Source organism: Cupriavidus sp. 01L43, assembly GCF_056399925.1.
Window position 1 is genome coordinate 36969 of record NZ_JBFTSH010000009.1, and the last position, 25697, is coordinate 62665.

Sequence of the window (25697 nt, forward strand, 5' to 3'; positions counted from 1 at the left end):
ACAGGAGACACCATGCCCCAAGAGGTAACCGGCACACCCGCGCTGGCGCGCGATGCCGTGATCTACACGCTGCCGCTGTACGAGATGGCGCGCATGCGTGCGGCCACGTGTCCGCGACGCAACCGCGCCGGCAAGTTCGCTGGCGACGGCCCCGAATCCACGCTGCGCTGGATCAACCACGTGATCCACACGCGCGAGCTGCTCGGCCCGCAGCACCGGCAAGTCGTCACGCCGAACAACGACACGCTCTACACCAACGCGTGGCTCGATCTCTCGCAGGGGCCCGTTGTGCTGCATGTGCCGGACTTCAACGGGCGCTACTACGTGCTTGGCCTGCTCGACTTCTACACGAATCCGTTCGGCTATATCGGCAGCCGCACCACGGGCACGGCGGCGGGACGCTTCCTGCTGCACGGGCCGTCGTGGCGTGGCGAGGTGCCGGCGGACATGCAGGCCGTGCCCTGCCCGACCGATGGCGTCTGGATGATCGGCCGCCTGTTGGTGGATGGCGATGCGGACCTGCCGGTGGTGCACGCGCTGCAGGACGCCATCCACCTGACCACGCTCGATGGCGCCGACGCCGCGCAGCCGTTCGATACGGGCATGCATTCGGCCGAGCAGCTCGGGGATCCGCAACGCTTCGCCGAAGTCGTCGCGCGGGCGCTGCGCGAGAATCCTCCCCCGGCTGCCGAGGCGGGGCTGGTGGCAAGCTTCGCCAGCGTCGGCCTCGGTCCGGATGTCGTGCCCAATGCCAGCCAGCGCGATGGGCTGGGCGCGGCGCTGCACAACGTGCTTGAGGCGCTGGCCGTGCCCCAGTCTTCGGACATGGGCGGCGGCTGGGCGATGTCGGTCGAAGTCCGCGACTCGTATGGCGACAACTTCGCACAGCGTGCGCACGTGGCGCGCAACTATATCGGCGCATTGGGCGTGCAGGAGGCGATGTACGTGATTGCGGACCGCAGCGGCGATGGCGAGCCGCTCGACGGCCGGCACGGATACCGGCTCGACTTCCCCGCCGACAATCCGCCGCAGGTCGGCGCCTTCTGGTCGCTGACGATGTACGACAAACAGGACTGCATGCTGGTGCCGAACGCAATCGGCCGCTATTCGCTCGGGGACCGTTCGGCATCGCTCCAGCGCGGTGCCGATGGGGGCCTCACGCTGTGGCTCTCCGCGCAGCCGCCGGCCGATCCGGCGCGGCACGGCAACTGGCTGCCGGCACCGCCGGGGCCGTTCTACGTGGCGCTGCGGCTCTACGTGCCGCAGGCCGCCCACCTCGACAAGACCTACCGGTATCCGGTCATCCAGCGCACGGGAGGTGCCGCGTGACGCCACGACAACTGACGCGCCGCCGCCTGCTCGGCGCCATGGCCCTGGCGGGCGTGGCGCCCGCTGCGTTCGGGGAGACCTACCCCGCCAAGCCGGTGCGGCTGATTTCCCCCTACGGGGCCGGCGGGTCCAACGACACCTCGGCGCGCGTGCTGGCCGAGGCGTTGAGCCGCAAGTATGGCCAGCAGGTGGTCGTGGAGAACAAGCCCGGCGCCGGCACGCGGCTGGCCAGCGAGACGGTGGCCCATGCCGCGCCTGACGGCTACACCCTGCTCTGGGCCGCCGCGCCGTTCGCGATCAACACGGGCGCGGGGCTGTCGCAGCGGTTCGACATCCACAAGGACTTCGTCGCCGTGGGGCCGCGTGTGCTCGGGCCGATCTTCCTGATCGTCAACGCCAGCTCGCCGGTCAAGACGGTGGCGGACTTCGTGAAACTGGCCCAGAAGAAGCCCGATGGCGTGACGTTCGCCTCGCCCGGTATCGGCTCCGGCCCGCACCTGACGGCGGAACTGTTCGCGCAGCAGGCCAGGTTCAAGGCGCTGAACGTGCACTATCGGGGCGACGCCACCGCGTACACGGAGCTGCTGGCCGGCCGCGTCGATGCCACCCTGACCGCGATCACCACGGCACTGCCGTTCATCCAGGCCGGCAAGCTGCGCGTGATTGCCGTGGCGGCGGAGGCGCGCACGCCGGTCTATCGGGATGCGCCGACATTCGCCGAGCAGGGCGTGCCCGGCGTGGTGGGGCACGGCTGGTTCGGAATCGTCGCCCCGGCGCGCACGCCGGCGGCCATTGTCCAGCAGGTGAACCGGGATGCGACGCAGGCGCTGGGCGACCCGGAGGTCACCAAGCGGCTGCTGGCGCTCGGGCTGCAGCCGGCGCCCGGCACCAGCGCCGACTTTGCCGGATTCATCGACAGCGAAGTGGCCAAGTGGGGCGCGCTGGTGAAGGCGCGGGGGATTGTGCTGGAGTAAGGGGCGCTGTCGGGGCTACTTAGGCTGGTCCACGCGTCGCGTGGCCAGCCAGCAGAGGATGGACCCGCCACAGACCATCGACGCGCCCTTCCAGAACGCGAGGGACAGCGGCGTCTGCAACAGCACGGCAGCCAGCGCCGCCGAGAGCACCGGAATGAAGTACGAGGCGCCGGCCAGCACAGTCACATTGCCATGCAGGATGCCGACGTTCCACGCCGCATAGCCGAAGCCCATCGCGCAGGCCGCCAGCGCCAGGTAGATCAGGCCGGCATAGCTGAACACCATCGTCTCCCCATGCGTGAACAGGTACTTGCCCCACAGGGCGAGCGCCGTGAGCATGAAGAACAGCGTGATGGCGTTCTTGCCTTGCGCGATGCGGCTGGTCACCGTGCAATAGCCGGCCCAGATCACGGCGCCGACGAACGCCAGGCCGTAGCTGAGCGGGTTGTCCTGCACGTTGCGCGCCATCTCGCCCGGATCCCAGCCCTGCTCGCCGCCGAGCACCCATGCAATCCCCAGGATCGCCATCAGGAAGCCCGGTACGATCAGCCAGTTGGCGCGCTGCCCGTTGAAGACGATGGCGGCCAGCATCGTGAAGCTTGGCCAAAGGTAGTTGACCATGCCGACCTCGATGGCCTGCCTGCCGCTGTTGGCGTAGCCGATGGACAGCGACAGGCACAGTTCGTAGGACACGAACAGCAGGCTGCCCCAGATCAGGTAGGCGCGCGGCAGCGTCCGGATTTTGACGGCGCCGACGGACAGCCAGAGCAGGGCCGAGGCCACGGTGTAGATCAGCGCCGCCCCGCCGGTGGCGCCAAAGCTCTGACTGACGCCCCGGATCAGGCCAACGATCGAACTCCAGAGGAGGATCGCGAGCAGCCCGATCAGCGTGGCCTGCTTTCTGCTATGCGTGACTGCCATGTGTTCGGATACAACGATGTGGACGGTTGGAGCGGCATTCTAATCGTCCCGGGCAGTGGCTTCCCGAAATTGGGTCGACTGGTAGCGGGCACGGAGCGGGCACGGGAGCGTAGAATCTCGCCCGTAGACGCCACCGAGAGACGTCACGTCATTGCCCATCATTTGAGGAGATTCCGTTGAAGCCGTCGCGCACTACCCCGCACACTACCCTTCTCGCCTTGCTGCTCAGCATCGCCAGCACCGCCCACGCCGCCTACCCGGACCGTCCCATCAAGCTGATCGTGCCCTTCCCGCCCGGACAGGCCACCGACATCTTCGCGCGTGCCCTGGCCGAGAAACTCGGCAAGCAGCTCGGCCAGTCCATCGTGGTGGAAAACCGCGCCGGCGCCGGCGGCAATATCGGCATGGAAGTGGCCGCGAAAGCCCCGGCCGATGGCTACACGCTGGTCATGGGCGGCAGTGCGATGGCCATCAACCAGACGCTCTACAAGAAGATCAACTACGATCCGCGCCAGGATTTCGCGCCGATTTCCGGGGTGTTCTCGGTGCCGCTGGTCTTCCTGGCCACGCCGCAGTCGGGCTTCCAGTCCTTGCATGAACTGATCGCCAAGGCCAAGGCGGCACCGGGCAAGTACAGCTATGCCAGCGCCGGTATCGGCGGCACGCAGCATCTGTCCGCCGAGATGCTCAAGGCGCAGACCGGCGTGTTCATCGTGCATATTCCCTACAAAGGCAGCGGCCCGGCGCAGGCGGATTTCCTGGGCAACCAGATCCCGCTGATGGTCGATTCCGTGACCGCCGCCATGCCGCTGATCCAGTCCGGCAAGGCCGTGCCGCTGGCCGTGACCACAGCGAAACGCGTGCCCCAGTTGCAGCAGGTGCCGACCGTGCGAGAAGAAGGCGTGCCGGGCTTCGAGGCGCTGGGCTGGGCGGTGATGATGGCGCCGGCAGCCACGCCGCCGGCCATCGTCAACCAGCTCAACGCGGAGACGGTGAAAGCGCTGCAATCGCCAGAACTGCGCAAATTCATCACCGACCGCGGCTCCGAGCCGATGCCGATGACCCCGGCCGAGACCGGCAAGTTCGTGGACAGCGAGATCCGCAAGTGGTCGACGGTGGTGAAGCGGTCGGGGGCGACGGCGGACTGACAGACCTGGCCGCCCCATGCGGCCACCCCCCAAAAGCCCGGCCAAAAGCCCGGCAGCCCATCAGGCTGCCGGGCTTTTCTCATTGTGGCGGCCCGGGCACCACCGCAGGAACCGGCCCCACGGATTTCTAGGGAATAACCCTTGTCTTCATCAAAATACATCACAACATGATGTATCTTTCGGAACTCCAAAAACAGAGTCGGTTGTGTCGGCGCGTTGCGCGTCGTCCGATCCGCGCGCCCCCAAGGAGACCTCGCATGCGCATACGCAGGCAGACAGACCTACTTTCCGGGCTGATGTTCGTCATCGTCGGACTCAGCTTTTCCTTCGTTGCCCGTGGCTACTCCATGGGCACAGCCGCCAAGATGGGGCCGGGCTACTTCCCGTTCTGGCTCGGCATCGTGCTGGCCTTGCTCGGCGCCGTGGTGGCGGCCGGGTCCATGTCCCGCGAAGGTGAAGCGGATCGCATGGCGCGCTGGGACATCAAGACGCTGCTGTGGATCCTTGGCTCCGTGGTCCTGTTCGGCCTGCTGCTGAAGCCGCTCGGCATGGTGCTGTCGGTGCTGGCGCTGGTGCTCGTCTCGTCGATGGCCAGCCATGAATTCACGTGGAAGGGTGCCGCGCTCAATGCCGTGGTGCTCGTGGTGATCAGTACCGTGGCATTCGTCTACGGCATCAACCTGCAGATGCCGGTGTGGCCGGCGTTCCTGACCAACTAGGAGTAATGGAATGGAGTTGCTCAGTCATCTCGCGCTCGGCTTTTCCACGGCGCTCTCGCTACAGAACGTGGCCTATGCCTTCCTGGGCTGCGTGCTGGGCACGCTGATCGGCGTGCTGCCGGGTCTGGGGCCGCTGGCGACCATCGCCATGCTGTTGCCCATCACGTACACGCTCCCCCCGGTGGCCGCGCTGATCATGCTGGCCGGCATCTACTACGGCGCGCAGTACGGCGGTTCCACCACGGCCATCCTGGTCAACCTGCCGGGCGAGTCGTCCGCCGTGGTGACCACGCTGGACGGCTACCAGATGGCGCGCCGCGGCCGTGCCGGCGTGGCGCTGGCCACCGCCGGGCTGGGTTCGTTCTTCGCGGGCAGCGTCGCCACGCTGATCCTGGCCGCGTTTGCCACGCCGCTCTCGGAGCTGGCGTTCAAGTTCGGGCCGGCGGAGTACTTCTCGCTGATGGTGCTCGGTTTGATCGGCGCGGTGGTGTTGGCGTCGGGCTCGCTCGTCAAGGCAGTGGCCATGATCGTCCTTGGCCTGCTGCTCGGCCTCGTGGGCACCGACGTGAACTCCGGCGCCGCGCGGTTTTCGTTCGATGTGCCCGAGCTGACCGATGGCATCAGCATCACCGCGCTGGCGATGGGACTGTTCGGCTTTGCCGAGATCATCGCCAACCTGGAGCAGAAGGAACACCGCGAGACCTTCACGGACCGCGTCACCGGACTCTTCCCGAGCAGGGAGGATTTCCGGCGCATGATCCCGGCGGTGCTGCGCGGCACCCTGCTGGGCTCGGCGCTGGGCATCCTGCCGGGCGGCGGTGCTTCGCTGGCCTCGTTTGCGGCGTACTCGCTGGAGAAGAAGACATCGAAGTACGCCCATGAGTTCGGCAAGGGCGCGATCGAAGGCGTGGCGGGTCCGGAATCGGCTAACAACGCTGCGGCGCAGACGTCCTTCATCCCGCTGCTGACGCTGGGTATTCCGCCCAACGCCGTGATGGCGCTGATGGTGGGCGCGATGACGATCCACAACATCCAGCCCGGCCCGCAGGTGATGACCAGCAACCCGGCGCTGTTCTGGGGCCTGATTGCTTCCATGTGGATCGGCAACCTGATGCTGGTGGTGCTGAACCTGCCGCTGATCGGCGTCTGGGTCAAGCTCCTGACGGTGCCGTATCGCTTCCTTTATCCGGCCATCCTCGTGTTCTGCAGCATCGGCGTGTACTCGGTCAACAACACGGTGTTCGATGTCTTCGCCGCAGCGGCTTGCGGCCTCATCGGCTATGTGTTCCATAAGCTGAAGTGCGAGCCAGCGCCGCTGCTGCTCGGCTTTGTGCTCGGGCCGATGATGGAGGAGAATTTCCGGCGCACCTTGCTGCTGTCGCGCGGCGACTACACGGTGTTCACGACGCGTCCGTTGTCGCTCGGGCTGTTGATAGCGGCCGCGGCGCTGGTGGCAGTCGTGGCGCTTCCCGCGATCAAGGCCAAGCGCGAGGAGGCATTCCAGGAGGAGTAAACGCGAACGCGGACAGGCCGTCAGGCGCTGTCCGCGATTGTCATTTCTGGGGGGGCTGGCTTTCCAGCAGCTCCACCAATGCCACGATGATCTGGTTGACCGGTGTCGGCACGCCCCGCGCGTTGCCGCGCCGGACGATGGCGCCGTTCAGGGCCGCGATCTCGCTGGCGCGGCCCCGGGCGAAGTCCTGCGCCATCGACGAGTACTGGCCAAGAGGAATGGTGCGGCGAATCCGTTCAAGCTGGCCATCCGCATCGAGGTCGATGTCGACGCCTTCGGCGTGCGCCACAGCGAGGCATTCCGCGATGAGGTTGCGCATCGCTTCCTCGGCGGATGCCACGCCGCGAATCTTGCCGTAAGGCAGATTGACGATTGCGGAGAGCGCGTTGTAGGCGCAGTTCAGGATCAGCTTCTCCCAGAGTGCGCGCGCCACATTGGCCGAGACCACCGTGGGCACACCGGCGTCGTGGAACAGGCGCGCCACCAGCTCGCTGCCCTGCTCCTGCCCGATCACCAGATCGCCCCGGCCGTGATGCCTGAGGTGCCCATCGCCGGCCATCTCGCTGGCGACGTAGACGGCGGCGGGTATCACTGGGCGTGCCAGCGCCTGCTCCAACTGCCCTGCGTTGTCGATGCCATTCTGCAGGGACACGACCAGCGCTTCGCGCTTCAGGTGGCTGCGGATCTCGTCGGCAACCTGCTCGGTGTCGACGGATTTCACGCAGACGAGCACGATATCGGCGTCCTCCACGGCCGCCGCGTTGGCGCTTGCCGCGATGGTCACCTGTTCATCGAACAGCCTGGATTCGAATCGCAGGCCACGCGCCCGGATGGCATCGACATGCCGCGGCCTGCCAATCAGCACCACATCCTGACCGGCCCGCGCCAGCATCCCGCCATAGAAGCAGCCCACCGCACCTGCGCCAATCACCGCGATTTTCATGTGTCGTTCCTCGCATGGTTTGGGAATGCCTGCGCAGCGGACTGCCCTGCCGCCTGCCTTACTGCCACCTGCCTTACTGCTTCTGCACCGTCTGCACGGCGTCGAGAATGACCTTCGCCACATCGGCCGGCCGGGACTGCTGCGGCACGTGGCTGGTCGGCAGCGTCGTCACCTTCGCGCCGATCTTCTTGGCCATTTCACGTTCCAGCGCGGGCGGGATCATCCGGTCGTTCTGGCTGACGATGTACCAGGAAGGCCGCGTGGTCCATGCGGCGACGGTGGTCTTCTCGCCAAACGCCTTCGCCTGGATCGGGCCCTGCGTGGCGGCCATGACGCGCGCCTGGGCGGCCGGCACGTCCTGCGCGAAATCGCTGGCCAGCGCCTCGGGCGGCAGCGAGAGGTAGCCCTCCGCATCGGCGACGATCTTGCCGATACCCGGCGCGGGCGGGTGAGCCTTGCCCGCTTCCTCCGTGGACTGGCCCGCATCCGGTGCGAAGGCGGCCACGTAGACGAGCGCGGACACCTTGTCGACGGCGCCCGCCTCGGTAATCACCGTGCCGCCCCACGAATGGCCGACCAGCACGACCTTGCCGGGCTGGTTGTTGATCGCGCGGCGCGTGGCCGCCACGTCGTCCGCCAGCGAGTTGAGCCCGTTCTGCACGGCCTGCACCCTGACACCCTTGGCCTGCAGCAGCGGAATGACCTTGGCCCAGTCGGAGCCATCGGCAAACGCGCCGTGCACGATCACGACCGAGGTGGGGGCCTTCTCTGCTGCGTAGGCGGCCGAACCGGCCGAGAAAGCGAGGGCCGCGACGGCCAGCGATGCAAGCGTGCGAGTCAACATGTCGATCCTTTCAATGGGTGATGGGACACAGGCGGCGGGCGTTGCGTGGCTGCCGTCTGCCATGCATGCATTGAATCGCGCCCATGTATCGCCCCCGTGTGATGAATGCGTGGATGGGTATGCGGATGTATCGGCGGACCGCCCGGATACATGCCGATACAAAGGCTCGGCTCTCCGCATCCGCAGTGCCCGATCCACAGCGAGCCGGATGCTACCGGAATCCGCCGCGCGATGCGCTGAAGCGCCTTTTGCAGCAGGCGCCTCCGCGAAAGGTGCCTGATTCGCTACAAAGGTTGCGGGGGCTCGGCGCGACATACTGCAAGGCAGAACAGGCATTCCGCGCCTTTGCATTGGGCGGGATGCAAGCGCAAAATCCCCCCACTTCATATTTCGATCCTGGACGCGGCCCCGCCGCCAGGGACCCGCTCGTGCGCTTTGATCTCGTTGACCTGAAGCTTTTCACCCATATCGCGGAGGCCAGCAGCCTCACTCGCGGCGCCGAACGCTCCCACCTCTCGCTCGCGGCGGCCAGTACCCGGATCAAGAATCTGGAGGAACACGTGGGCGTGAAGCTGCTGAGCCGGAGCAGCCATGGGGTGAAGGTCACCGGCGCCGGGGAGACGCTGCTGGCGCATGCGCGGCGCGTGATTCGCCAGCTTGAGCAGCTCAGTGGCGACCTTCAGGAGTACGCGTCCGGCGTGAAGGGCCATGTGCGCGTGTTCGCCAATACCACGGCGATGAGCGAGTACCTGCCCGCCGTGCTGCGGACCTATCTGGTGAATCATCCTGATGTGACGATCGACATGCAGGAGCGCCTCAGTCCGCACATTCTGCGCGCGGTGCAGGAAGGCGCCGTCGATATCGGCATCGTCGCGGGGAATCTCCGTGCCGAAGGGGTGGAGATGATGCCCTACCGGAATGACCGCCTGGTGCTGGCGGTGGCACTCAGCCACCCGCTGGCGCAGCGCAAGCGCGTGGGCTTCATCGAGGCGCTGAAGTACGACATCATCGGCCTGCCCGAGGCCAGCGCCATCCATACCTTCCTGCAAGGCGCCGCCGCTGACCTCCAGCGCTCGCTGCGCTGGCGGGTGCAGGTCAGCAATTTCGAGACGGCCTGCCGGATGATCGAGGCGAACGTGGGCATTGGCGTGCTGCCGGAGAGCACGGCCGTCCGGCACGCCAAGTCGATGGCGCTGAGCATCGTCCAGCTTGAGGACGACTGGGCGGAGCGCCGGCTCCAGATCTGCGTGGCGGATCTGGCCGCGCTGCCGCTGTTCGCCCGCAAGCTGGTCGATCTGCTGGTCGAGGACGGCCAGGGCCGCCAGGACTAACGTGGCGGCGGGCGCCTACCCCTGCACGGCCAGCATTTCCCTTAGCTGGTGCTTGAGCAGCTTGCCGCTGGCTGTCTTCGGAATCGCGCCCAGGCGCAGGTAGCGCTCCGGCCGCTTGTAGGGCGACAGCCGATCCATCACGAAGGCACGCAGCGCGTCCGCGTCGAAGCTCTCCCCCTCCTTGATCTCGACGAAGGCCACCACTTCCTCGTTGCCGTCCGACGTCGGCACGCCGACCACCGCCGACACCAGCACCGCCGGATGGGCGTTCAGCACCGACTCCACCTCGATCGGATAGACGTTGAAGCCCGAGCGGATGATCAGGTCCTTGGTCCGGCCGACGATGGTCAGCGCGCCGTCCGCCCCTAACCGGCCGATATCGCCGGTATTGAGCCACCCGTCCGCGTCGATGACCTGCCTGGTCAGTTCCGGCGCCAGGTAGTAGCCAAGCATGACGCCCGGCCCCCGGACCCAGATTTCGCCCGGCGTGCCCGTCTCCACCGGCTGGCCATCCGCGCCGATCAACCGCACTTCGGCCCCTTCCACGATCTCCCCCGCCGCGCAATCGGTGCGCGGGCGATCCATATGGGTGACGAACAGCGAGCCGGCGTACTCGGTCATGCCGTAGCCATGATGCAGCGGCTGGCCGAACATGCCCTCCACTTCCTGCTTGAGCGTGGGGTCGAGCGGTCCGCCGCCGGTATACAGATAGCGCAGCCGGGTGGAGGCCAGCCGTTGCACCCCGGCCGCCCGCAGATGGGCGAGGATGCGCTGGAACATCGTCGGCACGCCTTGCAGGATCGAAATCGCCCCGGCTTCGATGGCCTGCGTCACATCGGCCGCATTGAAGCGGGACGACAGGTACAGGCTGGCGCCCGCCTGGAAGGTGGCGAGCAGCACCGTGCCCATGCCGAAGATGTGCGACATCGGCATGACCGCGTAGGCGCAGTCGTCCGGCACCATGCGCCGCGACGCCACGGTGACCCGCGCGAAGTGCAGCAGGCCGCGATGCGACACCATCACCCCCTTCGGCTGGCCGGTGGTGCCCGAGGTGTAGATCAGCGCCGCCACTTCCTGCGCCAGTGCCTCAGGCACGCGCTCGCTGGTCGGGTCCACCGCGCCGGCCATCAGCGGGCCCAGGCCCGGCGGCGCAGTTTCCCGGGTGCGGTAGGTCACGCCGTGCCGCAGGGCATCGGGCGAGGCGCCATGGGTGAACAGCATCAGCCGGGGCCGGCAATGCGCGCGGATGACCTCCACTTCCCGCTCGGACAGCCGCGCATTGACCACCACCGGCCACGCGCCGATCTCGGACAGCGCGAACAGCAGCGTCACCACGGACAGCGAGTTCTCGGCGACGATCATCACCCGGTCGCCGCCGGCCACGCCCTGTGTGCGCAGATACTGCTGCGCGGCCTCGATATCGGCCCAGAGTTCGCCATAAGACACGGCGCGCCCTTCCCCCACCACCGCCGGGCGGTCAGGCGTGGCGAGCGCCCAGTGACGGGGGATGTCGCTGATGCGTTGGGCGGGGGTTCGGTCCGAACACATGTCTGGGTCTTCCTCGATCAATGAAGGCTGGCTTTGGCTTGAGTGCCGCCAGTGTAGGGGCGGTGCATCTGGCGTGCAACGGACAAGGTCGATTGCCGCTCAGAACGAGCGCGGCAGGCCCAGGATGTGCTCCGCCACATAGGAGTAGATCAGGTTCGTGGAGATCGGCGCCACCTGATAGAGGCGCGTCTCGCGGAACTTGCGCTCGATGTCGTACTCGCAGGCGAAGCCGAAGCCGCCGTGGAACTGCAGGCACACGTTGGCCGCCTCCCAGCTCGCCTTGGCGGCCAGGTACTTGGCCATATTGGCCTGCGCGCCCATCGCCGCGTGCGCGTCGTACAGTTCGCAGGCCTTCCAGCGCATCAGGTTGGCGGCTTCCAGTTCGATGAACGACTCGGCAATCGGGAACTGCACGCCCTGATTCCGCCCGATGGGCCGGTCGAAGACCTGGCGCTCGGTCACGTACTTGGTCACGCGGTCCATGAACCAGTAGCCGTCGCCGATGCACTCGGCGGCGATCAGCGTACGCTCGGCGTTCAGGCCGTCGAGGATGTACTTGAAGCCCTTGCCTTCCTCGCCGATCAGGTTCTCCTCGGGGATCTCCAGGTCCTCGAAGAACAGCTCGTTGGTCTCGTGGTTGACCATGTTCGGGATCGGACGCACCACCATGCCCTTCTTCTGGGCCTCGTGCAGGTCCACCAGGAAGATCGACATGCCCTCGCTCTTCTTCTTCACCTCGTCCAGCGGCGTGGTGCGCGCCAGCAGGATCATGAAGTCGCTGTGCTGCACGCGGCTGATCCACACCTTCTGGCCATTGACCACGTAGCGGCCGTCCTTCTTGATGGCCCGGGTCTTGATCTTGGTGGTGTCGGTGCCGGTAGTCGGCTCGGTCACGCCCATGGACTGCAGGCGCCACTCGCCCGAGGCGATCTTCGGCAGGTACTTCTGCTTCTGCGCGTCCGAGCCGTGGCGCAGCAGCGTGCCCATGTTGTACATCTGGCCGTGGCAGGCGCCCGAGTTGCCGCCGCAGCGGTTGATCTCCTCCATGATCACCGACGCTTCCGTCAGGCCAAGCCCCGAGCCGCCGTACTCCTGCGGAATCAGCGCCGCCAGCCAGCCGGCATCGGTCAGCGCGTTGACGAAGGCTTCCGGATAGGCCCGCTGCTCGTCGATCTTGCGGAAGTACTCGTCGGGGAACTCCGCGCAGAGGCTGCGCACGGCGTCCCGGATTTCCTGGAAGTTATTCGATTGGGTCTGTTCGATCATGGCGCGTCTCCCGCTTTTGTTGGCGTTGCCATGCTCGCGAGGTTTGGCGTGTGGCGCAATCAACGTTTGCGGAACCGGGCCTTTGCCGGAGCAGAAGGCAGCCCGCCAGGCAGCCTGCCAACCCGCGCCGGCACGCTGATTTCGCAACAGGCGAAGTCCGCCATTGGCATTCTCAAATAGCGCCGGCGCGCAAATGCCAACATGCTCCAGCCCATACCAAAAAATGACAAACAGGAGACACGCCGGACATGGATGCCCACTCGGATGCCCACTCGCTGGCCGCCGCGCTGCGCGCCCTGATCCGCCCCGGCGACCGCATCTGGTGGGGCCAGGCCACCGCCGAGCCGCTGACGCTCACGCGGGCGCTGGTGGCCCATCGGCACGCCATCGCCCAGGGTGGGCGGCTGGGTGTCTTCGTCGGCATCGGCCAGTCAGACACGCTCCGGCCGGACCAGTCCGATGTGATCGACTTCTTCGGCTACGCCGCCCGCGGCCCGCACCGCCAACTGGCCCGCGCCGGCCTGCTGGACATCGTGCCGAGCCATTACTCCCACCTGCCCGGGCTGATCCGGTCCGGCACGCTGCCGGTGGACGTGGCGCTGGTGCAGGTCTCCCCCGCCGACACGGAGGGCCGCCATAGCCTCGGGCTGGTGCACGAATACCTCCCCGCCGTGCTGGACCGGGCGCGCGTGATCATCGCCGAGGTCAACCCGGACATCCCGTGGACCCATGGCAGCCGCTACCTGACCGCCGACGACATCGCCCTGACCGTCGATGCGCAATATGCGCCGATCGACCTCGAACGCGGCGCGCCCTCCGAGGTGGAACTGGCGATTGCCCGCCACATCGCCGGCCGGATCGAGGACGGCGCCACGCTGCAGATGGGCATCGGCAACCTGCCCGAAGCGGTGCTGGCGGCGCTGCACGGCCACCGTGACCTGGGCCTGCACAGCGGCGCCGTGGGCGATGGCGTGGTGGCGCTGGCCGAGTCCGGGGCGCTGACGCACGCGCGCAAGACTGTCGATACCGGCGTCGGCATCGGCGGCATCCTGATGGGCAGCGAGCGCCTGCGCCGCTGGGCACATCGCAACCCGCTGCTGCAGCTGCGCGAAACCACCTACACCCACGATCCCGAGGTACTGGCGCGCCAGTACAAGCTGGCGGCCATCAACGGCGCCATCGAGGTGGACCTGACCGGCCAGATCAATGCCGAGGTAGCCGGCGGCGTCTACATGGGCGCCGTGGGCGGCGCCGCGGACTTCCTGCGCGGTGCCGCGCGCAGCCACGGCGGCCTGCCGATCATCGCGCTGCCGGCGACCGCGAAGGGCGCCAGCCGCATCGTCGCCCAGTTGTCCGGCCCGGTCAGCACGGCCCGATCGGACGCCGGGCTCATCGTCACCGAATACGGCGTGGCCGACCTGCGCGGGCTGCCGCTGTCGCAGCGCGTGCGCCGCATGATCGACATCGCCGCGCCGGAACACCGCGAGGCGCTGGACCGCCAGGCCCACGCACTGCTGCGCCAGTGCGGCGCCGCGTTCGTCACCGTGCCGGCCGCCGCCTGATTGCTATCGATTCCTATCGATTCCTATCGATTTCCATCCCAGACCAGATCCACAGGAGACCCACCATGCGCAGAGCCGCAATCGTTACCCCCGTCCGCACCCCGGTTGGCACCTTCGGCGGCAGCCTGCGCCCGGTGCCCGTCGAGGAACTGGCCGCCACCACCGTGCGTGCCGTGGTGGAGCGCAGCGGCATCGACCCCGCGCGCATCGACGATGTGGTGTTCGCCCAGTCCTACGCCAACAGCGAAGTCCCCTGCGTGGGCCGCTGGGCCGCGCTGCAGGCCGGCCTGCCGGTGGAGGTGCCAGGCATGCAGCTCGACCGCCGCTGCGGGGGCGGCTTGCAGGCCGTGGTCACGGCGTCGATGATGGTGCAGAGCGGCGCCGCCGACGTGGTCATCGCGGGCGGCGTGGAGAGCATGAGCAATATCGAGTACTACACCACCGACATGCGCTGGGGCGCGCGCTCGGGCAACGTCCGCTTCTACGACCGGCTCGACCGGGGCCGCGAGCGCTCCCAGCCGGTGTCCCGCTTCGGCGAGATCTCCGGGATGATCGAAACCGCCGAGAACCTGGCGCGCGACTACGGCATCAGCCGCGAAGCCGCGGACGCCTTCGCGCTGCGCAGCCACCAGCGCGCCGCCGCCGCGTGGGAAGCCGGCCGCTTCGACGCCGAGATCGTTCCCGTCTCCGTACCGCAGCGCAAGGGCGAGCCCCTGCGCTTCGCGCGTGACGAGGGCTATCGCCCGGAATCCACCACCGAATCCCTCGGCAAGCTGCGCGCGCTGATGCCGGGCGGCACCGTGACCGCTGGCAATGCCAGCCAGCAGAACGACGCCTCCGCCGCCTGCCTGATCGTGGCCGAAGACAAGCTGGCCGAACTCGGCCTGACGCCGATGGCCACGCTGGTGGGCTGGGCCGCCGCCGGCTGCGAGCCCTCGCACATGGGCATCGGCCCGGTGCCGGCGGTGAAGAAGCTGCTGGCCCGCCTGAACCTGCGGCTGGACCAGATGGATCTGGTCGAACTCAACGAAGCCTTCGCCTGCCAGGTGCTGGCCGTGCTGAAGGGCTGGAACTGGCAGGACCAGGGCGAGATCGACAGCAAGCTCAACGTCAACGGCTCGGGCATTTCGCTCGGCCATCCGATTGGCGCCACGGGCGTGCGCATCCTGACCACGCTGCTGCACGAACTGCAACGCCGGGGCGGCCGCTACGGCCTGGAAACCATGTGCATCGGCGGCGGCCAGGGCATTGCGGCCGTTTTCGAGCGCTACTGACAACAAGAAGGATGAAGGAGACAACCATGCAAACATCATTTCGACGGACCTTGCTTTCGGCCCTGATCCTTGGCGCCGCCGTGCTGGGCGCGGGCACCGCCATGGCCCAGTCCAACCCGCCGGTCCGCCTCGTGGTGGGCTACGCGGCCGGCGGCCCGGCTGACCAGGGCGCGCGGCTGTTCGCCGCCGCGCTCGGCAAGGCCCTCAACGCCACGGTGGTGGTGGACAACAAGCCCGGCGCTAACGCCACGCTGGCCGGCCACGAGGTCGTGCGCGCCAAGGCGGACGGCACCACGCTGTGGTTCGCGGCCAGCGCCGGCATCACGGTCGCCCCCAACATCATGAAGCGCATGCCGTTCGATCCGGCCAAGGACCTCACGCCGATCGCCCCGGTGGCGCGCTACTACAACATGCTGGTGGTCAACAACAGCGAGCCGTTCACCTCCACCAAGGAACTGGTCAGCTACGCCAAGGCCCATCCGGGCAAGCTCAGCTACGGATCGTCGGGCGTGGGCAGCTCCAACCACGTGGCCGCCGCGCTGTTCGCCCGGCAGGCCAATGTCGAGCTGAACCACATCCCGTACAAGGGCAACGCGCCGGCCATGACGGACACCATCGGCGGCCAGATCGACATGCTGTTCGACATCATCAGCACCGCCAGCGGCTACGTGAACGGCGGCAAGGTCCGCGCCATCGCCGTGGGCTCGCCCAACCGCAGCCCGGCGCTGCCCAACGTGCCCACCTTCCGCGAATCCGGCATTGCCGGCCTGAAGGACTACGAGGCCGGCGGCTGGTACGCCGTCTACGCGCCCAAGGGCCTGACGCCCGAGGTCACCCAGAAGCTGACCGCCGCCGTGAAGCACGCCGTGGCCGACCCGGACCTGCGCAAGCGCTACGCCGAACTGGGCTACGAGCAGTGGAACGGCACCACCGAGGATCTCGTCAACACCGCCGCACGCGAACGCACCCAATGGGCCAGCGTGCTGCAGGGCGTGACACTTGACTGACCGAGACGAAGCAAAGGACGACCAACCATGATCCGCGATAACGACACCCTCGAAGCCCTGCTCGACAGCGTGCGCCGCTTTGTGCGCGAGCGGCTGGTCCCGGCCGAGGCACTCGTGGCCGAGACCGACGAAATCCCCCAGGACATCGTGCAGGACATGCGCGAGATGGGCCTGTTCGGCATGACCATTCCCGAGCGCTTCGGCGGCCTGGAACTGACCATGGAGGAAGAGGCCCGCGTGGTGATGGAGCTGTGCCAGACCGCGCCGGCCTTCCGCTCGCTGCTGGGCACCACGGTCGGCATCGGCTCGCAGGGCATTCTGATGGATGGCACGCCCGAGCAGCAGGCCGCCTGGCTGCCCCGGCTGGCCACGGGCGAGATCCTCGCCTCGTTCGCGTTGACCGAGCCGGACGCCGGCTCGGACGCCGGCTCGCTGCGCACCACCGCCGTGCGGGATGGCGACGACTACGTCGTCAACGGCACGAAGCGCTTCATCACCAACGCGCCGCAGGCCGGCATGTTCACGCTGATGGCGCGCACCGATCCGTCGATCAAGGGCTCGGCCGGCGTCTCGGCCTTTATCGTCGATGCGAAGTCGGCGGGCATCAGCTTCGGCAAGCGCGACGTGAAGATGGGCCAGAAAGGCGCCCACACCTGCGACGTGATCTTCGAGAACGTGCGCGTGCCGGCTGCCAACCTGATCGGGCTCAAGGAAGGCCAGGGCTTCAAGACCGCCATGAAGGTGCTGGACAAGGGCCGCCTGCATATCTCGGCCGTCAGCGTGGGCGTGGCAAAGCGCGTGCTGCGGGATGCGCTCAACTACGCCGTCGAGCGCCAGCAGTTCGGCCAGCCGATCTGCGACTTCCAGCTGATCCAGGCCATGCTGGCAGACAGCCAGGCCGAACTCTACGCCGCCGAGTGCATGGTGATCGACGCCGCACGCCGCCGCGACGAAGGCCGCAACGTCTCCACCGAAGCCTCCTGCTGCAAGCTGTTCGCCACCGAAATGGTCGGCCGCGTGGCGGACCGCGCGGTGCAGATTCTGGGCGGCGCGGGCTATATCGCCGAATACGGCATCGAGCGCTTCTATCGCGACGTGCGCCTGTTCCGCCTCTACGAAGGCACCACGCAGATCCAGCAGGTCATCATCGCCCGCAACATGATCCGCGACGCGCGCAACGGCTGAGCCCCATGACCACACCCCAAGCCCAGACCCACCCCGACCTGCCCCGCCCGTCCCCGCAGACCGGCGCCCTCAGCCACCTGCGCGTGCTGGACCTCTCGCGCGTGCTCGCCGGCCCCTGGTGCACCCAGAACCTGGCCGACATGGGCGCCGATGTCATCAAGATCGAGAAGCCGGCCGAAGGCGACGACACCCGCCTCTGGGGCCCGCCCTACCTTGCCGGCGATGACGGCCCGACCGCGCAGGCCAGCTACTTCGCGGCGTGCAACCGCAACAAGCGCTCGGTGACCGTGGACATGTCCACACCCGAGGGCCAGGCCATGATCCGCGAGCTGGCCAAGCAGAGCGACGTGGTGGTCGAGAACTTCAAGACCGGCGGCCTCAAGCGCTACGGGCTCGACTACGAGACGCTCAGCGCGCTGAATCCGCGCCTGATCTACTGCTCGATCACCGGCTTCGGCCAGACCGGCCCGTACGCGGCCCGCCCCGGCTACGACCTGCTGGTGCAGGCCATGAGCGGGCTGATGAGCATCACCGGCCATGCGGACGGCGAGCCCGGCGGCGGCCCGATGAAGGTGGGCGTGGCCGTGATCGACCTGTTCACGGGCATGTACGCCACCACGGCCATCCTCGGCGCGCTGGAAGCCCGCCGCCACACCGGGCGCGGCCAGTGCATCGACGTGGCGCTGCTGGACGTCGCCATGGCGGTGCTGGCCAACCAGGGCGCCGGCTTCCTGAACGCCGGCAACGTGCCCACGCGGCAGGGCAATGTGCATCCGAGCGTGGTGCCCTATCAGGACTTCCCGACGGCCGATGGCAACATGCTGCTCGCCATCGGCAACGACGGCCAGTTCGCCCGCTTCTGCGAGGCCGCCGAGGTCGACTGGGCGACGGACGCGCGCTTCGCCACCAACAGCGCCCGCGTGACCCACCGCAAGACGCTGATCCCGATGATGGTCGCCGTCACGCGCGGCAAGCCCACGAACGACTGGATCCGCCTGCTGGAAGCCAAGTCCGTGCCGTGCGGCCCCATCAACAACGTCGAGCAGGCGTTCGCCGATCCGCACGTGCAGCACCGTGGCCTGCAGATCGAGCAGGAACGCTATCGGGCCGACGAACCGCGTGCCGGCGACCCGGTCAGCCGCGTGCGCACCACCGCCAGCCCGCTGCGGCTCTCGGACACGCCCACCACGCTGCGCTACGCGCCGCCGGCGCTCGGCCAGCATACGGAAGAGGTCCTGCGCGACTACCTGCAACTCGCCCCGCAGGACGTGGCCGCGCTGCGGGCCAAGGGCGTGGTGTAGCGGCACGCCGACAAAATCCCCGGTCAGGCGCCCTTGACCTGCGCGATCACCACCAGGATCACCGCCGCATTCCCCGGCTGCTGGGTCTGGGAATAGGCGGCGCGGGCATGGCCGGCGCGTTCGCCCAGCACCTCGGCGAAGAGGTCGGACGCGCCGTCGAGCACCGCCGGCTGGTCGAACGACCCCGGCGCGCTCGTCACATGCCCTTCCAGCCGGACGATGTGATCGAGCCGGTCGAACCCGCCCAGATGGGCGTGGATCTGCGCCAGCACGTTCAGGGCGGCCAGCTCGGCCGCCTGCCGGCCCTGCGCCACGGTCAGGTCCTTGCCGACCTGGCCCTGCCAGACCACCTTGCCGTCCTGCAACGGCAGCTGGCCGGAAATGAACAGCAGGTCGCCGGCACGGCTGACAGCGGTATAGCTGCCAAGCGGCTGCGGGGGCGGCGGCAGCGTCAGGCCGCGCGCGGCGAGTCTGGATTCAACGGTCATGATCAAGCTCCTATATCGATACAGCGGTTCCTTGGAAGCCACTATAGGAGCGCGCCATGTGCCGATAAACCCGCTGGGCAGAACTTGAATTGATACACGGCGGAACAAGTCCGCCGGCCGCTACTTCTCCTGCCAGGGCATGTCCTTCCAGAGCTGGCGGAAGGATGCCTCGCCGCGCTCCAGTTCGGCCGCGTAGGCGGCTGGCGCCAGGTAGCGTAGCGGGGCGTACATCGCATCCGCTTGCTGGCGGAACTGCGGATCGGCGGCCACCTTCGCCATGGCTTCCACCAGCTTCTTCTTCACCGGCTCAGGCAGCCCCTTGGGCGCGGCCAGCCCGCGCAGCGACGCCAGCTCGATATCGAACCCCTGCTCACGGAACGTGGGCACGTTCGGCGCCAGCACCGCGCGCGCCGCGCCCATCTGGCCCAGGAAGCGCAGCGGCGTGCCGCCCTTCTGGAACGCCAGCGCCTCGCCCACGTTGATCGCCCCCACAGTGATCTGCTGGCCCGCCAGCGCCCCCCGCACCTCCCCGGCGCCCTTGTAGCCCACGTGGGTCAGCTTGGTGCCCGATGCCTTCTCGAACAGCAGCATGGCCAGGTGGTCATCGGATCCCACGCCTGTAGTGCCCACGGTCACGGCGCCAGGGTTCGCCTTGGCGTACTTCACCAGTGCCGCCAGCGAATCGATGGCATTGCCGTTGTTCACGGTGAAGCCACCCGGATCATCCACGAGGTTGCCGATCAGGTCATAGCTCTTCCACGTGAAGGTGGTCTTCCGCTCGATGGGAATCGTCAGCAGGTTCGGCGTGTTGATGAAGCCGATGGTGTAGCCGTCAGGCGCGGCGCGCGCCAGTTCCGCGAAGCCGATGGCGCCGCCGGCGCCGGGCTTGTTCTGCACCACGATGGTGGCGCCAAGCTGCTTCTCCAGATGCCGGGCGAGCAGGCGTGCCACGAGGTCGGTGCCGCCGCCAGGCGCGTAGGCCACGATCATCTCGATCGGGCGGTTCGGCCACGGGGCAGCTTCGGCCCGGGCAGCACCCGGCAGCGAGGCGCCCAGCGTGCCAAGGACCAGGGCGAATGAAGCGGCGGCGCGCAGCGCCAGGCGTCGACCCGAAAGGTCTGCAATGCGATACATGGTCTGTCTCCTTGCCTGCCCTCCTTGGGAACGGGGGCGGCATAGTTTTTGGTAAAGCTTCCAGTAAGCGGTCGGGCTAGCCCAGCGCCGCTTGCAGCGCGGAGTCGATACGCTGGCGCGCGCGTGGCCAGACTTCCGGGTTCACCATCCGCTCGGGCGGCGCCCCGGTCGCCAGCAGTTCCACAATTTGGGTGGCGGCCAGCGTGGCGTTGCGGCGGCGCGCCTCGTGGGTGACGCCGGCCGTGTGGAACGTGGCGACCACGTTGTCCAGCCCGAGCAGCGGATGGCCGGCTGGCGGGGGCTCCTGGTCCCACACATCGAGCCCGGCGCCTGCCAGGTGGCCACTGGCCAGGGCGGCGTGCAGCGCATGCTCGTCATGGATGCCTCCGCGCGCCGTGCTGACGAAGAGGCTGCCGGGCCGCATCGCGGCGAAGGCGGCGGCGTTCATCATCCCCAGCGTGCTCGCATCGCGCGGGCAATGCAGCGAGACCACATCGGCGGTGCGCAGCAGTTCCTCGAACGACACCTTCCGGGCCCCGCGCGCCGCCATTTCCGCCGCGTCCAGCGCCGGATCGCAACCGATCACCTGCATGCCGAAGGCCTGTCCCAGCGCGGCCGCCCGCCGCCCGGCATGCCCTACCCCTACCAGCCCGAGCGTGCGGCCGCGCAGTTCGTGCCCCATCAGGTCCTCGCGGCTGCCGGTGGTGTGGGTGCGCATGCGCCGGTCGGACTCTGGAATGCGGCGCAGCACGGCCAGCATCAGGCCCAGCGCCATCTCGGCCACCGAGTCGGCGTTGCCACCGGCCTGGTTCATCACCACCACGCCTGCGGCGGTGCAGGCGTCGATGTCGATGGTGTCACACCCGGAGCCGCTGGAGGACACCGCCAGCAGCGCGGGGCAGCGCGCCAGCAGCTCCGCCGTGACGAACCACCGGCGCGGCAGCTCGTCCTTGGCCGCCGTGATCTGGTACACCTGCGCGCCGGCCAGTTGCTGCCACGCCGCGTCATCGGCGCCCTCGCGGGCGCAGGTGTGCAGCGTCAGGCCGGGGGCCTCGGTGACGATACGATCGAACGCCGGGTCGAGCCAGTAGTCGAAGCGGACCACGCGCTGACTGGCATGCGGCGGACGCGCCGGCGCGCTCACAGCACCCCCTTGTCGCGCAGCGAGCGCTCCACCCAGGCGCGGTCGGCGCGACCGGCGGCGATGGATTCGAGCACGGCGGCCTCGGTGCGCTGCACATCGTCCACGCGCGCGGCGATGGCCTCGGCCTCTTCGGCGGGCACCACCAACAGGCCGTCGCCATCGCCCACGATCAGGTCGCCGGGACGCACCACCATGCCATCGATACAGACCGGCACGTGCAGTTCGCCGGGGCCGTCCTTGTACGGGCCGCGATGCGACACGCCACGCGCATACACCGGCAGCGGTTCCTGGCCGATGGTGTCGCTATCACGGATCAGGCCGTCGATGACGAAGCCCGCCGCACCACGCGCCATGGCCAGCGCCAGCATGATCTCGCCGATGATGGCGTTGGGCCCGACACCACCTGCCTCCACCACGATCACATCGCCGGGCCCGGAGATGTCGATGGCCTTGTGGACCATGAGGTTGTCACCGGGGCGCGTGCGCACGGTCAGTGCGCGGCCCACCAGCGGGCCCGCCCGGCGGTGGAACGGGCGCAGCTGGGTGGTGCCGACGGTCCGGCTCATGGCGTCGCTGATATTCGCCACCGGATAGCCCTTGAAGCGCGCGAGCAGCGCGTCGCCGACGGTCGGCGCCGACCGGGCATGGATGCGGAAGCCGTGAAGCGTGGTCATTGGGTTGTCTCCTGCGTTGTTATGGGTCTGGGTGTGGATCTGGGTGTGGCGCGTTCAGGGCGATGGCCGCCGGATGCAGTCCGGACCGATATCGGCCACACGGGTGCGGCCGAGCATGGCCATGTCGCGCGAAATCTCGGCATGCATCAGCGCAATGCCGTGCGCCACGCCGGCGCTGGCAGCCACCGTGGCTGCATAGGCAAACGGGCGCCCGACGAACACGCACCGGGCGCCCAGCGCGAGGGCCTTGAGTACGTCCGTGCCCCGGCGCACGCCGCTGTCGAGCATCACCGGGAGGTCCGGCACGGCCGCGACGATCTCCGGCAGCACGCGGATCGGCGCAATCGCCCCGTCGAGCTGGCGCCCGCCGTGGTTGGACACGATCACGCCGTCAACGCCGTGCTGCTGGGCCAGCCGCGCATCTTCCGCGGTCAGGATGCCTTTCACGACCAGGCGCCCCTTCCACCGGCGCCGGATTGACGCCAGGTGCGCCCACGTGAAATGCGCCCGGTCGGAAAAGTCCCGCTCCACATTGGGCGACAGGATCGGCGTGCCCCGGTGGGCATAGGCATTCTCGAAGTGAGGCACGCCGTGCCGCACCAGCGTGCGCGCGAAGGTGGCAATCAGCCAGCGCGGATGCGTGAGGCCCTGCCACGCCAGCGCCAGGCTGGGCCGCAGCGGCGTGGAGAAGCCTGCGCGCAGGTTGTTCTCGCGGTTGCCGGCCACCGGCGTGTCGACGGTGATGACCAGCGTCTCCACGCCCGCCGCTTCCACGCGCGCCAGCAGGCCCTCGATCTGCACCGCATCGCCCGGCAGGTAGGCCTGGAACCACGTGCCCGGCGCGGCTGCCATCACGGCTTCCAGCCGGATCAGCGAGGAACCGCTCATGATCGCCGGCACGGCGGCCTGCCGGGCCGCCTGCGCGAGTACGATGTCGCCGCGATAGGCGAACAGCGCCGAAATGCCCATCGGGGCCAGGCCGAACGGTGCGGCATACGTCCGCCCGAACAGTTCGATGCGCAGGTCTCGGCTCGCCACGCCGGCCAGCACGCGCGGGCGCAGGGCAATGTCCTCGAACCCGCGCCGGTTCCACGCCAGCGACACGTTGTCTTCCACCGCCCCGCTCACATAGGCGTAGAGGGGCCGGGGCAGCCGGCGCCGCGCCAACGCTTCGAAATCGTTCAGCGCCAGCACCCGCCGCCCCAGCCACGCGGCGCCAGCCGGCGATGCGCCACTCACGGTGGCGCCCGGCCGGGAAGCAACGGTGGATGGGGCGTGGTCGGCGGGGGCAACGGTCATGGGGGCGGCGGGTCGGTGGCGGGTGATGTCGCCCTCAATCTAGCAACCGCGACGCAACTACAAAAGCGAAAAATAACGAAGATATAATTTCGCTTTATTGAAACAGTCGAGGCCGCCCGCCGGTTCCCGCCATGACTCTCAAGCAACTGGAAGCGTTCTACTGGGCCGCCACCTGCGTCAATTTCTCGGTGGCGGCCGAACGGTGCCACCTCTCGGTGTCGTCCCTGTCGAAACGGGTGGCCGAGCTGGAGGCGTCCCTGGGCGTGCAACTGTTCGACCGCAGCGGCAGAAGCGCTGAGTTGACCGCCCAGGGCGAGCAGATGCTGCCCCAGATCCGCGACCTGCTGCGCGCGGCCTCCGAACTGGAGCAATCAGCCGGCCAGCATCACGGCCTGGTGGGGCGCTGCCGGGTGGGGCTGGGCGAACTGAGCGGCCTCACCTGGCTGCCCAAGCTGGTGCGCGCGGTATCCGCCGCCCATCCCGGGCTGCTGCTGGAGCCGTATGTCGATATCGGCCAGGTGCTCGAACAGCGGCTTCACGATGGCGAACTGGACGTGGCGGTGCTGGCCGGACCCTCCACGCGCAGCAGTCTCGCCGCCGAGCGCATCAGCCAGGTCAATTTCACGTGGGTGGCGAGCCAGGCGTTTCTCGATGAGGCCGGCACGGACGATCCCGAAGCGCTGATGCGCGAGCGCCTGCTGCTGACGCTGCCGGTAGGCGCTGGCGGCACGCGCGTGCTCGACCAATGGCTGGCCAGCCGGGGCCTGATGGTGAACCGACGCCTGATGTGCAATAGCTGGGGCGCCGTCGTCGGCATGGTGGCGGAAGGGCTGGGCTTTGCCTTCATGCCCGACCGCTGGGCCGAAGCGCTGGCCACACGCGGCAAGCTCCGCATCCTGCCGGGGCGCCATGCGCTGGAGCCGCTCCACTATGCCGTGCAATGGCGCCGGGACGACTCGCGCGTGCTGATTACGGCCATGCGGGACATCGTCAAGGATGTGATCGACTTTCAGGCGCCGCGCGGCCTGGCCTAGCAAAGCGCACACGCCGATTTGCTTCCGTTCGCCACCGAACACAGAAATGTTTCCTTTGGCATTTTTATCATCTATCCCTGATGAGATTCCCGGCCAAAGGAGCCAGCATGCGCAGATCCACGCCGCTTGGCATGCTGGCCGCCTGCCTGTGCGCCGGCCTCGCCGCCTGCTCGCCCTATCTCTACAAGTCCGAAGTCGAGAGCTTCCGCGCCGGGGTCAATGACCTCGCCACGGCCTACCAGTCCGGCACGAAGGGCGTGGCGGCGGAGCGGGCTGTCATCCAGCAGACACAACTGACGCCAACGCGCACGCGCGTGGCGCTGAGCCCCGGCTGCGCGCTGCCTGCCACGGTCTCGGCCGCCCCAGCGGCGGATAACGCGCTGCCCTGTGCCCTGCATCCGGCCGACCCGGCAATGGCGCCGCGCCAGTCGGCCCCGGGCGAGTCCACCTCCGCCGCGCCGCTGATCCACGCGCTGCGCGACTACGCCGATGCCCTCGCCGCCATCACCAACGCCCAGGACCAGGAAGCGCTGGAGGCGGCGAATTCCAAGCTGACCGGCTCGCTCGCCGGGCTGGCCAACACGGCCAAGGTGGGCCTGCCGAACGAGTTCGGCGCGATTGCCGGGCTGGCGTTCAGCGTGGGCGTGGCCACGCTGAACCAGCGGCGCTTCGACATGCTCAAGCGCGGCGTGACCGCCGCCAACGAGCCGGTTGCCGTGCTGGGCGATGCCATGGGGCAGGCGCTGGACACCCTGCGCAAGGCGCGTGCCGACGGGCTGCTGCTGGCGGGCACGACCATGGCCGGCCAGATCAACGCCAAGATGAGCCCGGACGACTACACGGCCGCCCTCACGACCTTGCAGGCGAAGACGGATGCCATCGAAACGCTCCGGCGCACCAACGCGCGCGCGGCGGCTGACGACATGGTCAAGGCGCACGCCGCGCTGGCGCAGGCGCTCAACGACGACACCCGGCAGGTGGCCGCCGTGGTCACCGCCCTGAAGACGTTCCGCGAGAAAGCCCGCGCGGTTCAGGAAGCCTTTGCGAGCTGATCGGAGA

Annotated in this window: 23 protein-coding genes; 13 read left to right on the forward strand and 10 right to left on the reverse strand. The window is 68.3% G+C overall.

Annotated elements, in window-relative coordinates; genetic code table 11:
- Positions 1–12 precede the first annotated feature (12 nt).
- Positions 13–1329, forward strand: a complete 1317-nt coding sequence (locus AC1DP9_RS16325; RefSeq protein WP_477107914.1) for a DUF1254 domain-containing protein — start codon at positions 13–15, stop codon at positions 1327–1329.
- Entirely contained in the window at positions 1326–2303 is a 978-nt protein-coding gene (locus tag AC1DP9_RS16330; protein ID WP_092297346.1) for a Bug family tripartite tricarboxylate transporter substrate binding protein, read from the forward strand. Before AC1DP9_RS16325 ends, AC1DP9_RS16330 begins: the two co-directional genes overlap by 4 nt.
- A 15-nt stretch (positions 2304–2318) precedes the next feature.
- Here AC1DP9_RS16330 and yddG read toward each other — a convergent pair whose 3' ends face one another.
- Complete coding sequence (gene yddG / locus AC1DP9_RS16335) at positions 2319–3224, reverse strand: aromatic amino acid DMT transporter YddG (protein ID WP_477107915.1); 906 nt, start codon at positions 3222–3224, stop codon at positions 2319–2321.
- Positions 3225–3400: 176 nt separating this feature from the next.
- Between yddG and AC1DP9_RS16340 the strand changes: the two genes are divergently transcribed.
- The 3 genes from AC1DP9_RS16340 to AC1DP9_RS16350 all read left to right on the forward strand — a co-directional run bounded on the left by AC1DP9_RS16340 (position 3401) and on the right by AC1DP9_RS16350 (position 6604).
- Entirely contained in the window at positions 3401–4372 is a 972-nt protein-coding gene (locus AC1DP9_RS16340; RefSeq protein WP_477107916.1) for a Bug family tripartite tricarboxylate transporter substrate binding protein, read from the forward strand.
- Positions 4373–4629: 257 nt separating this feature from the next.
- The gene (locus AC1DP9_RS16345) at positions 4630–5091 is read left to right on the forward strand and encodes a tripartite tricarboxylate transporter TctB family protein (protein ID WP_092297337.1); all 462 of its coding nucleotides are present in this window, start codon (positions 4630–4632) and stop codon (positions 5089–5091) included.
- Between the two features lie 10 nt (positions 5092–5101).
- Positions 5102–6604, forward strand: a complete 1503-nt coding sequence (locus AC1DP9_RS16350; RefSeq protein WP_092297334.1) for a tripartite tricarboxylate transporter permease — start codon at positions 5102–5104, stop codon at positions 6602–6604.
- Between the two features lie 40 nt (positions 6605–6644).
- Here AC1DP9_RS16350 and AC1DP9_RS16355 read toward each other — a convergent pair whose 3' ends face one another.
- Both AC1DP9_RS16355 and AC1DP9_RS16360 read right to left on the reverse strand, forming a co-directional pair.
- The gene (locus AC1DP9_RS16355; protein WP_477107917.1) at positions 6645–7547 is read right to left on the reverse strand and encodes a ketopantoate reductase family protein; all 903 of its coding nucleotides are present in this window, start codon (positions 7545–7547) and stop codon (positions 6645–6647) included.
- Positions 7548–7620: 73 nt separating this feature from the next.
- The gene (locus AC1DP9_RS16360; protein ID WP_092297328.1) at positions 7621–8391 is read right to left on the reverse strand and encodes an alpha/beta fold hydrolase; all 771 of its coding nucleotides are present in this window, start codon (positions 8389–8391) and stop codon (positions 7621–7623) included.
- 428 nt (positions 8392–8819) lie between these two features.
- On the opposite strand from AC1DP9_RS16360, the gene AC1DP9_RS16365 reads away from it, so the two are divergent.
- The gene (locus tag AC1DP9_RS16365; RefSeq protein WP_092297325.1) at positions 8820–9722 is read left to right on the forward strand and encodes a LysR family transcriptional regulator; all 903 of its coding nucleotides are present in this window, start codon (positions 8820–8822) and stop codon (positions 9720–9722) included.
- Between the two features lie 15 nt (positions 9723–9737).
- On the opposite strand, the gene AC1DP9_RS16370 is transcribed toward AC1DP9_RS16365, so the two are convergent.
- Together AC1DP9_RS16370 and AC1DP9_RS16375 are read right to left on the reverse strand one after the other, a co-directional pair.
- Entirely contained in the window at positions 9738–11270 is a 1533-nt protein-coding gene (locus tag AC1DP9_RS16370) for a class I adenylate-forming enzyme family protein (RefSeq protein ID WP_477107918.1), read from the reverse strand.
- Positions 11271–11369: 99 nt separating this feature from the next.
- Positions 11370–12536: an acyl-CoA dehydrogenase family protein gene (locus AC1DP9_RS16375; RefSeq protein WP_441592924.1), complete on the reverse strand. Its 1167-nt coding sequence runs from the start codon at positions 12534–12536 to the stop codon at positions 11370–11372.
- 248 nt (positions 12537–12784) lie between these two features.
- Here AC1DP9_RS16375 and AC1DP9_RS16380 point away from each other — a divergent pair, with 248 nt between their 5' ends.
- From AC1DP9_RS16380 to AC1DP9_RS16400, 5 genes are all read left to right on the forward strand, one after another.
- Positions 12785–14098: an acetyl-CoA hydrolase/transferase family protein gene (locus AC1DP9_RS16380; RefSeq protein ID WP_477107919.1), complete on the forward strand. Its 1314-nt coding sequence runs from the start codon at positions 12785–12787 to the stop codon at positions 14096–14098.
- 65 nt (positions 14099–14163) lie between these two features.
- On the forward strand, positions 14164–15372 hold the full coding sequence (locus AC1DP9_RS16385; protein WP_477107920.1) for an acetyl-CoA C-acetyltransferase: 1209 nt from the start codon (positions 14164–14166) through the stop codon (positions 15370–15372).
- A gap of 26 nt (positions 15373–15398) precedes the next feature.
- Positions 15399–16379, forward strand: coding sequence for a Bug family tripartite tricarboxylate transporter substrate binding protein (locus AC1DP9_RS16390; protein ID WP_477107921.1), 981 nt, complete (start codon positions 15399–15401; stop codon positions 16377–16379).
- Positions 16380–16406: 27 nt separating this feature from the next.
- Positions 16407–17564 (forward strand): acyl-CoA dehydrogenase family protein, encoded by a 1158-nt coding sequence (locus AC1DP9_RS16395; protein ID WP_477107922.1) that lies wholly within the window; start codon positions 16407–16409, stop codon positions 17562–17564.
- 5 nt (positions 17565–17569) lie between these two features.
- Positions 17570–18865 carry a CaiB/BaiF CoA transferase family protein gene (locus AC1DP9_RS16400; RefSeq protein WP_477107923.1) on the forward strand — a complete coding sequence of 432 codons (1296 nt, stop codon included), beginning with the start codon at positions 17570–17572 and terminating at the stop codon, positions 18863–18865.
- Between the two features lie 23 nt (positions 18866–18888).
- Here AC1DP9_RS16400 and AC1DP9_RS16405 read toward each other — a convergent pair whose 3' ends face one another.
- From AC1DP9_RS16405 to AC1DP9_RS16425, 5 genes are all read right to left on the reverse strand, one after another.
- Positions 18889–19353, reverse strand: coding sequence for a RidA family protein (locus AC1DP9_RS16405; RefSeq protein ID WP_441592920.1), 465 nt, complete (start codon positions 19351–19353; stop codon positions 18889–18891).
- A gap of 120 nt (positions 19354–19473) precedes the next feature.
- On the reverse strand, positions 19474–20487 hold the full coding sequence (locus AC1DP9_RS16410; protein WP_477107924.1) for a tripartite tricarboxylate transporter substrate binding protein: 1014 nt from the start codon (positions 20485–20487) through the stop codon (positions 19474–19476).
- Between the two features lie 76 nt (positions 20488–20563).
- On the reverse strand, positions 20564–21631 hold the full coding sequence (locus AC1DP9_RS16415; protein WP_477107925.1) for a hydroxyacid dehydrogenase: 1068 nt from the start codon (positions 21629–21631) through the stop codon (positions 20564–20566).
- A complete protein-coding gene (locus tag AC1DP9_RS16420; RefSeq protein ID WP_477107926.1) occupies positions 21628–22305 on the reverse strand; it encodes an RraA family protein in 678 nt (225 codons plus the stop codon). The genes AC1DP9_RS16415 and AC1DP9_RS16420 overlap by 4 nt, the downstream gene beginning before the upstream one ends.
- Positions 22306–22359: 54 nt before the next feature.
- Positions 22360–23604, reverse strand: coding sequence for an alpha-hydroxy acid oxidase (locus tag AC1DP9_RS16425; protein ID WP_477107927.1), 1245 nt, complete (start codon positions 23602–23604; stop codon positions 22360–22362).
- A gap of 131 nt (positions 23605–23735) precedes the next feature.
- On the opposite strand from AC1DP9_RS16425, the gene AC1DP9_RS16430 reads away from it, so the two are divergent.
- Together AC1DP9_RS16430 and AC1DP9_RS16435 are read left to right on the forward strand one after the other, a co-directional pair.
- Positions 23736–24638 carry a LysR family transcriptional regulator gene (locus AC1DP9_RS16430; protein WP_477107928.1) on the forward strand — a complete coding sequence of 301 codons (903 nt, stop codon included), beginning with the start codon at positions 23736–23738 and terminating at the stop codon, positions 24636–24638.
- Positions 24639–24745: 107 nt separating this feature from the next.
- A complete protein-coding gene (locus AC1DP9_RS16435) occupies positions 24746–25690 on the forward strand; it encodes a hypothetical protein (protein WP_477107929.1) in 945 nt (314 codons plus the stop codon).
- Positions 25691–25697 lie beyond the last annotated feature (7 nt).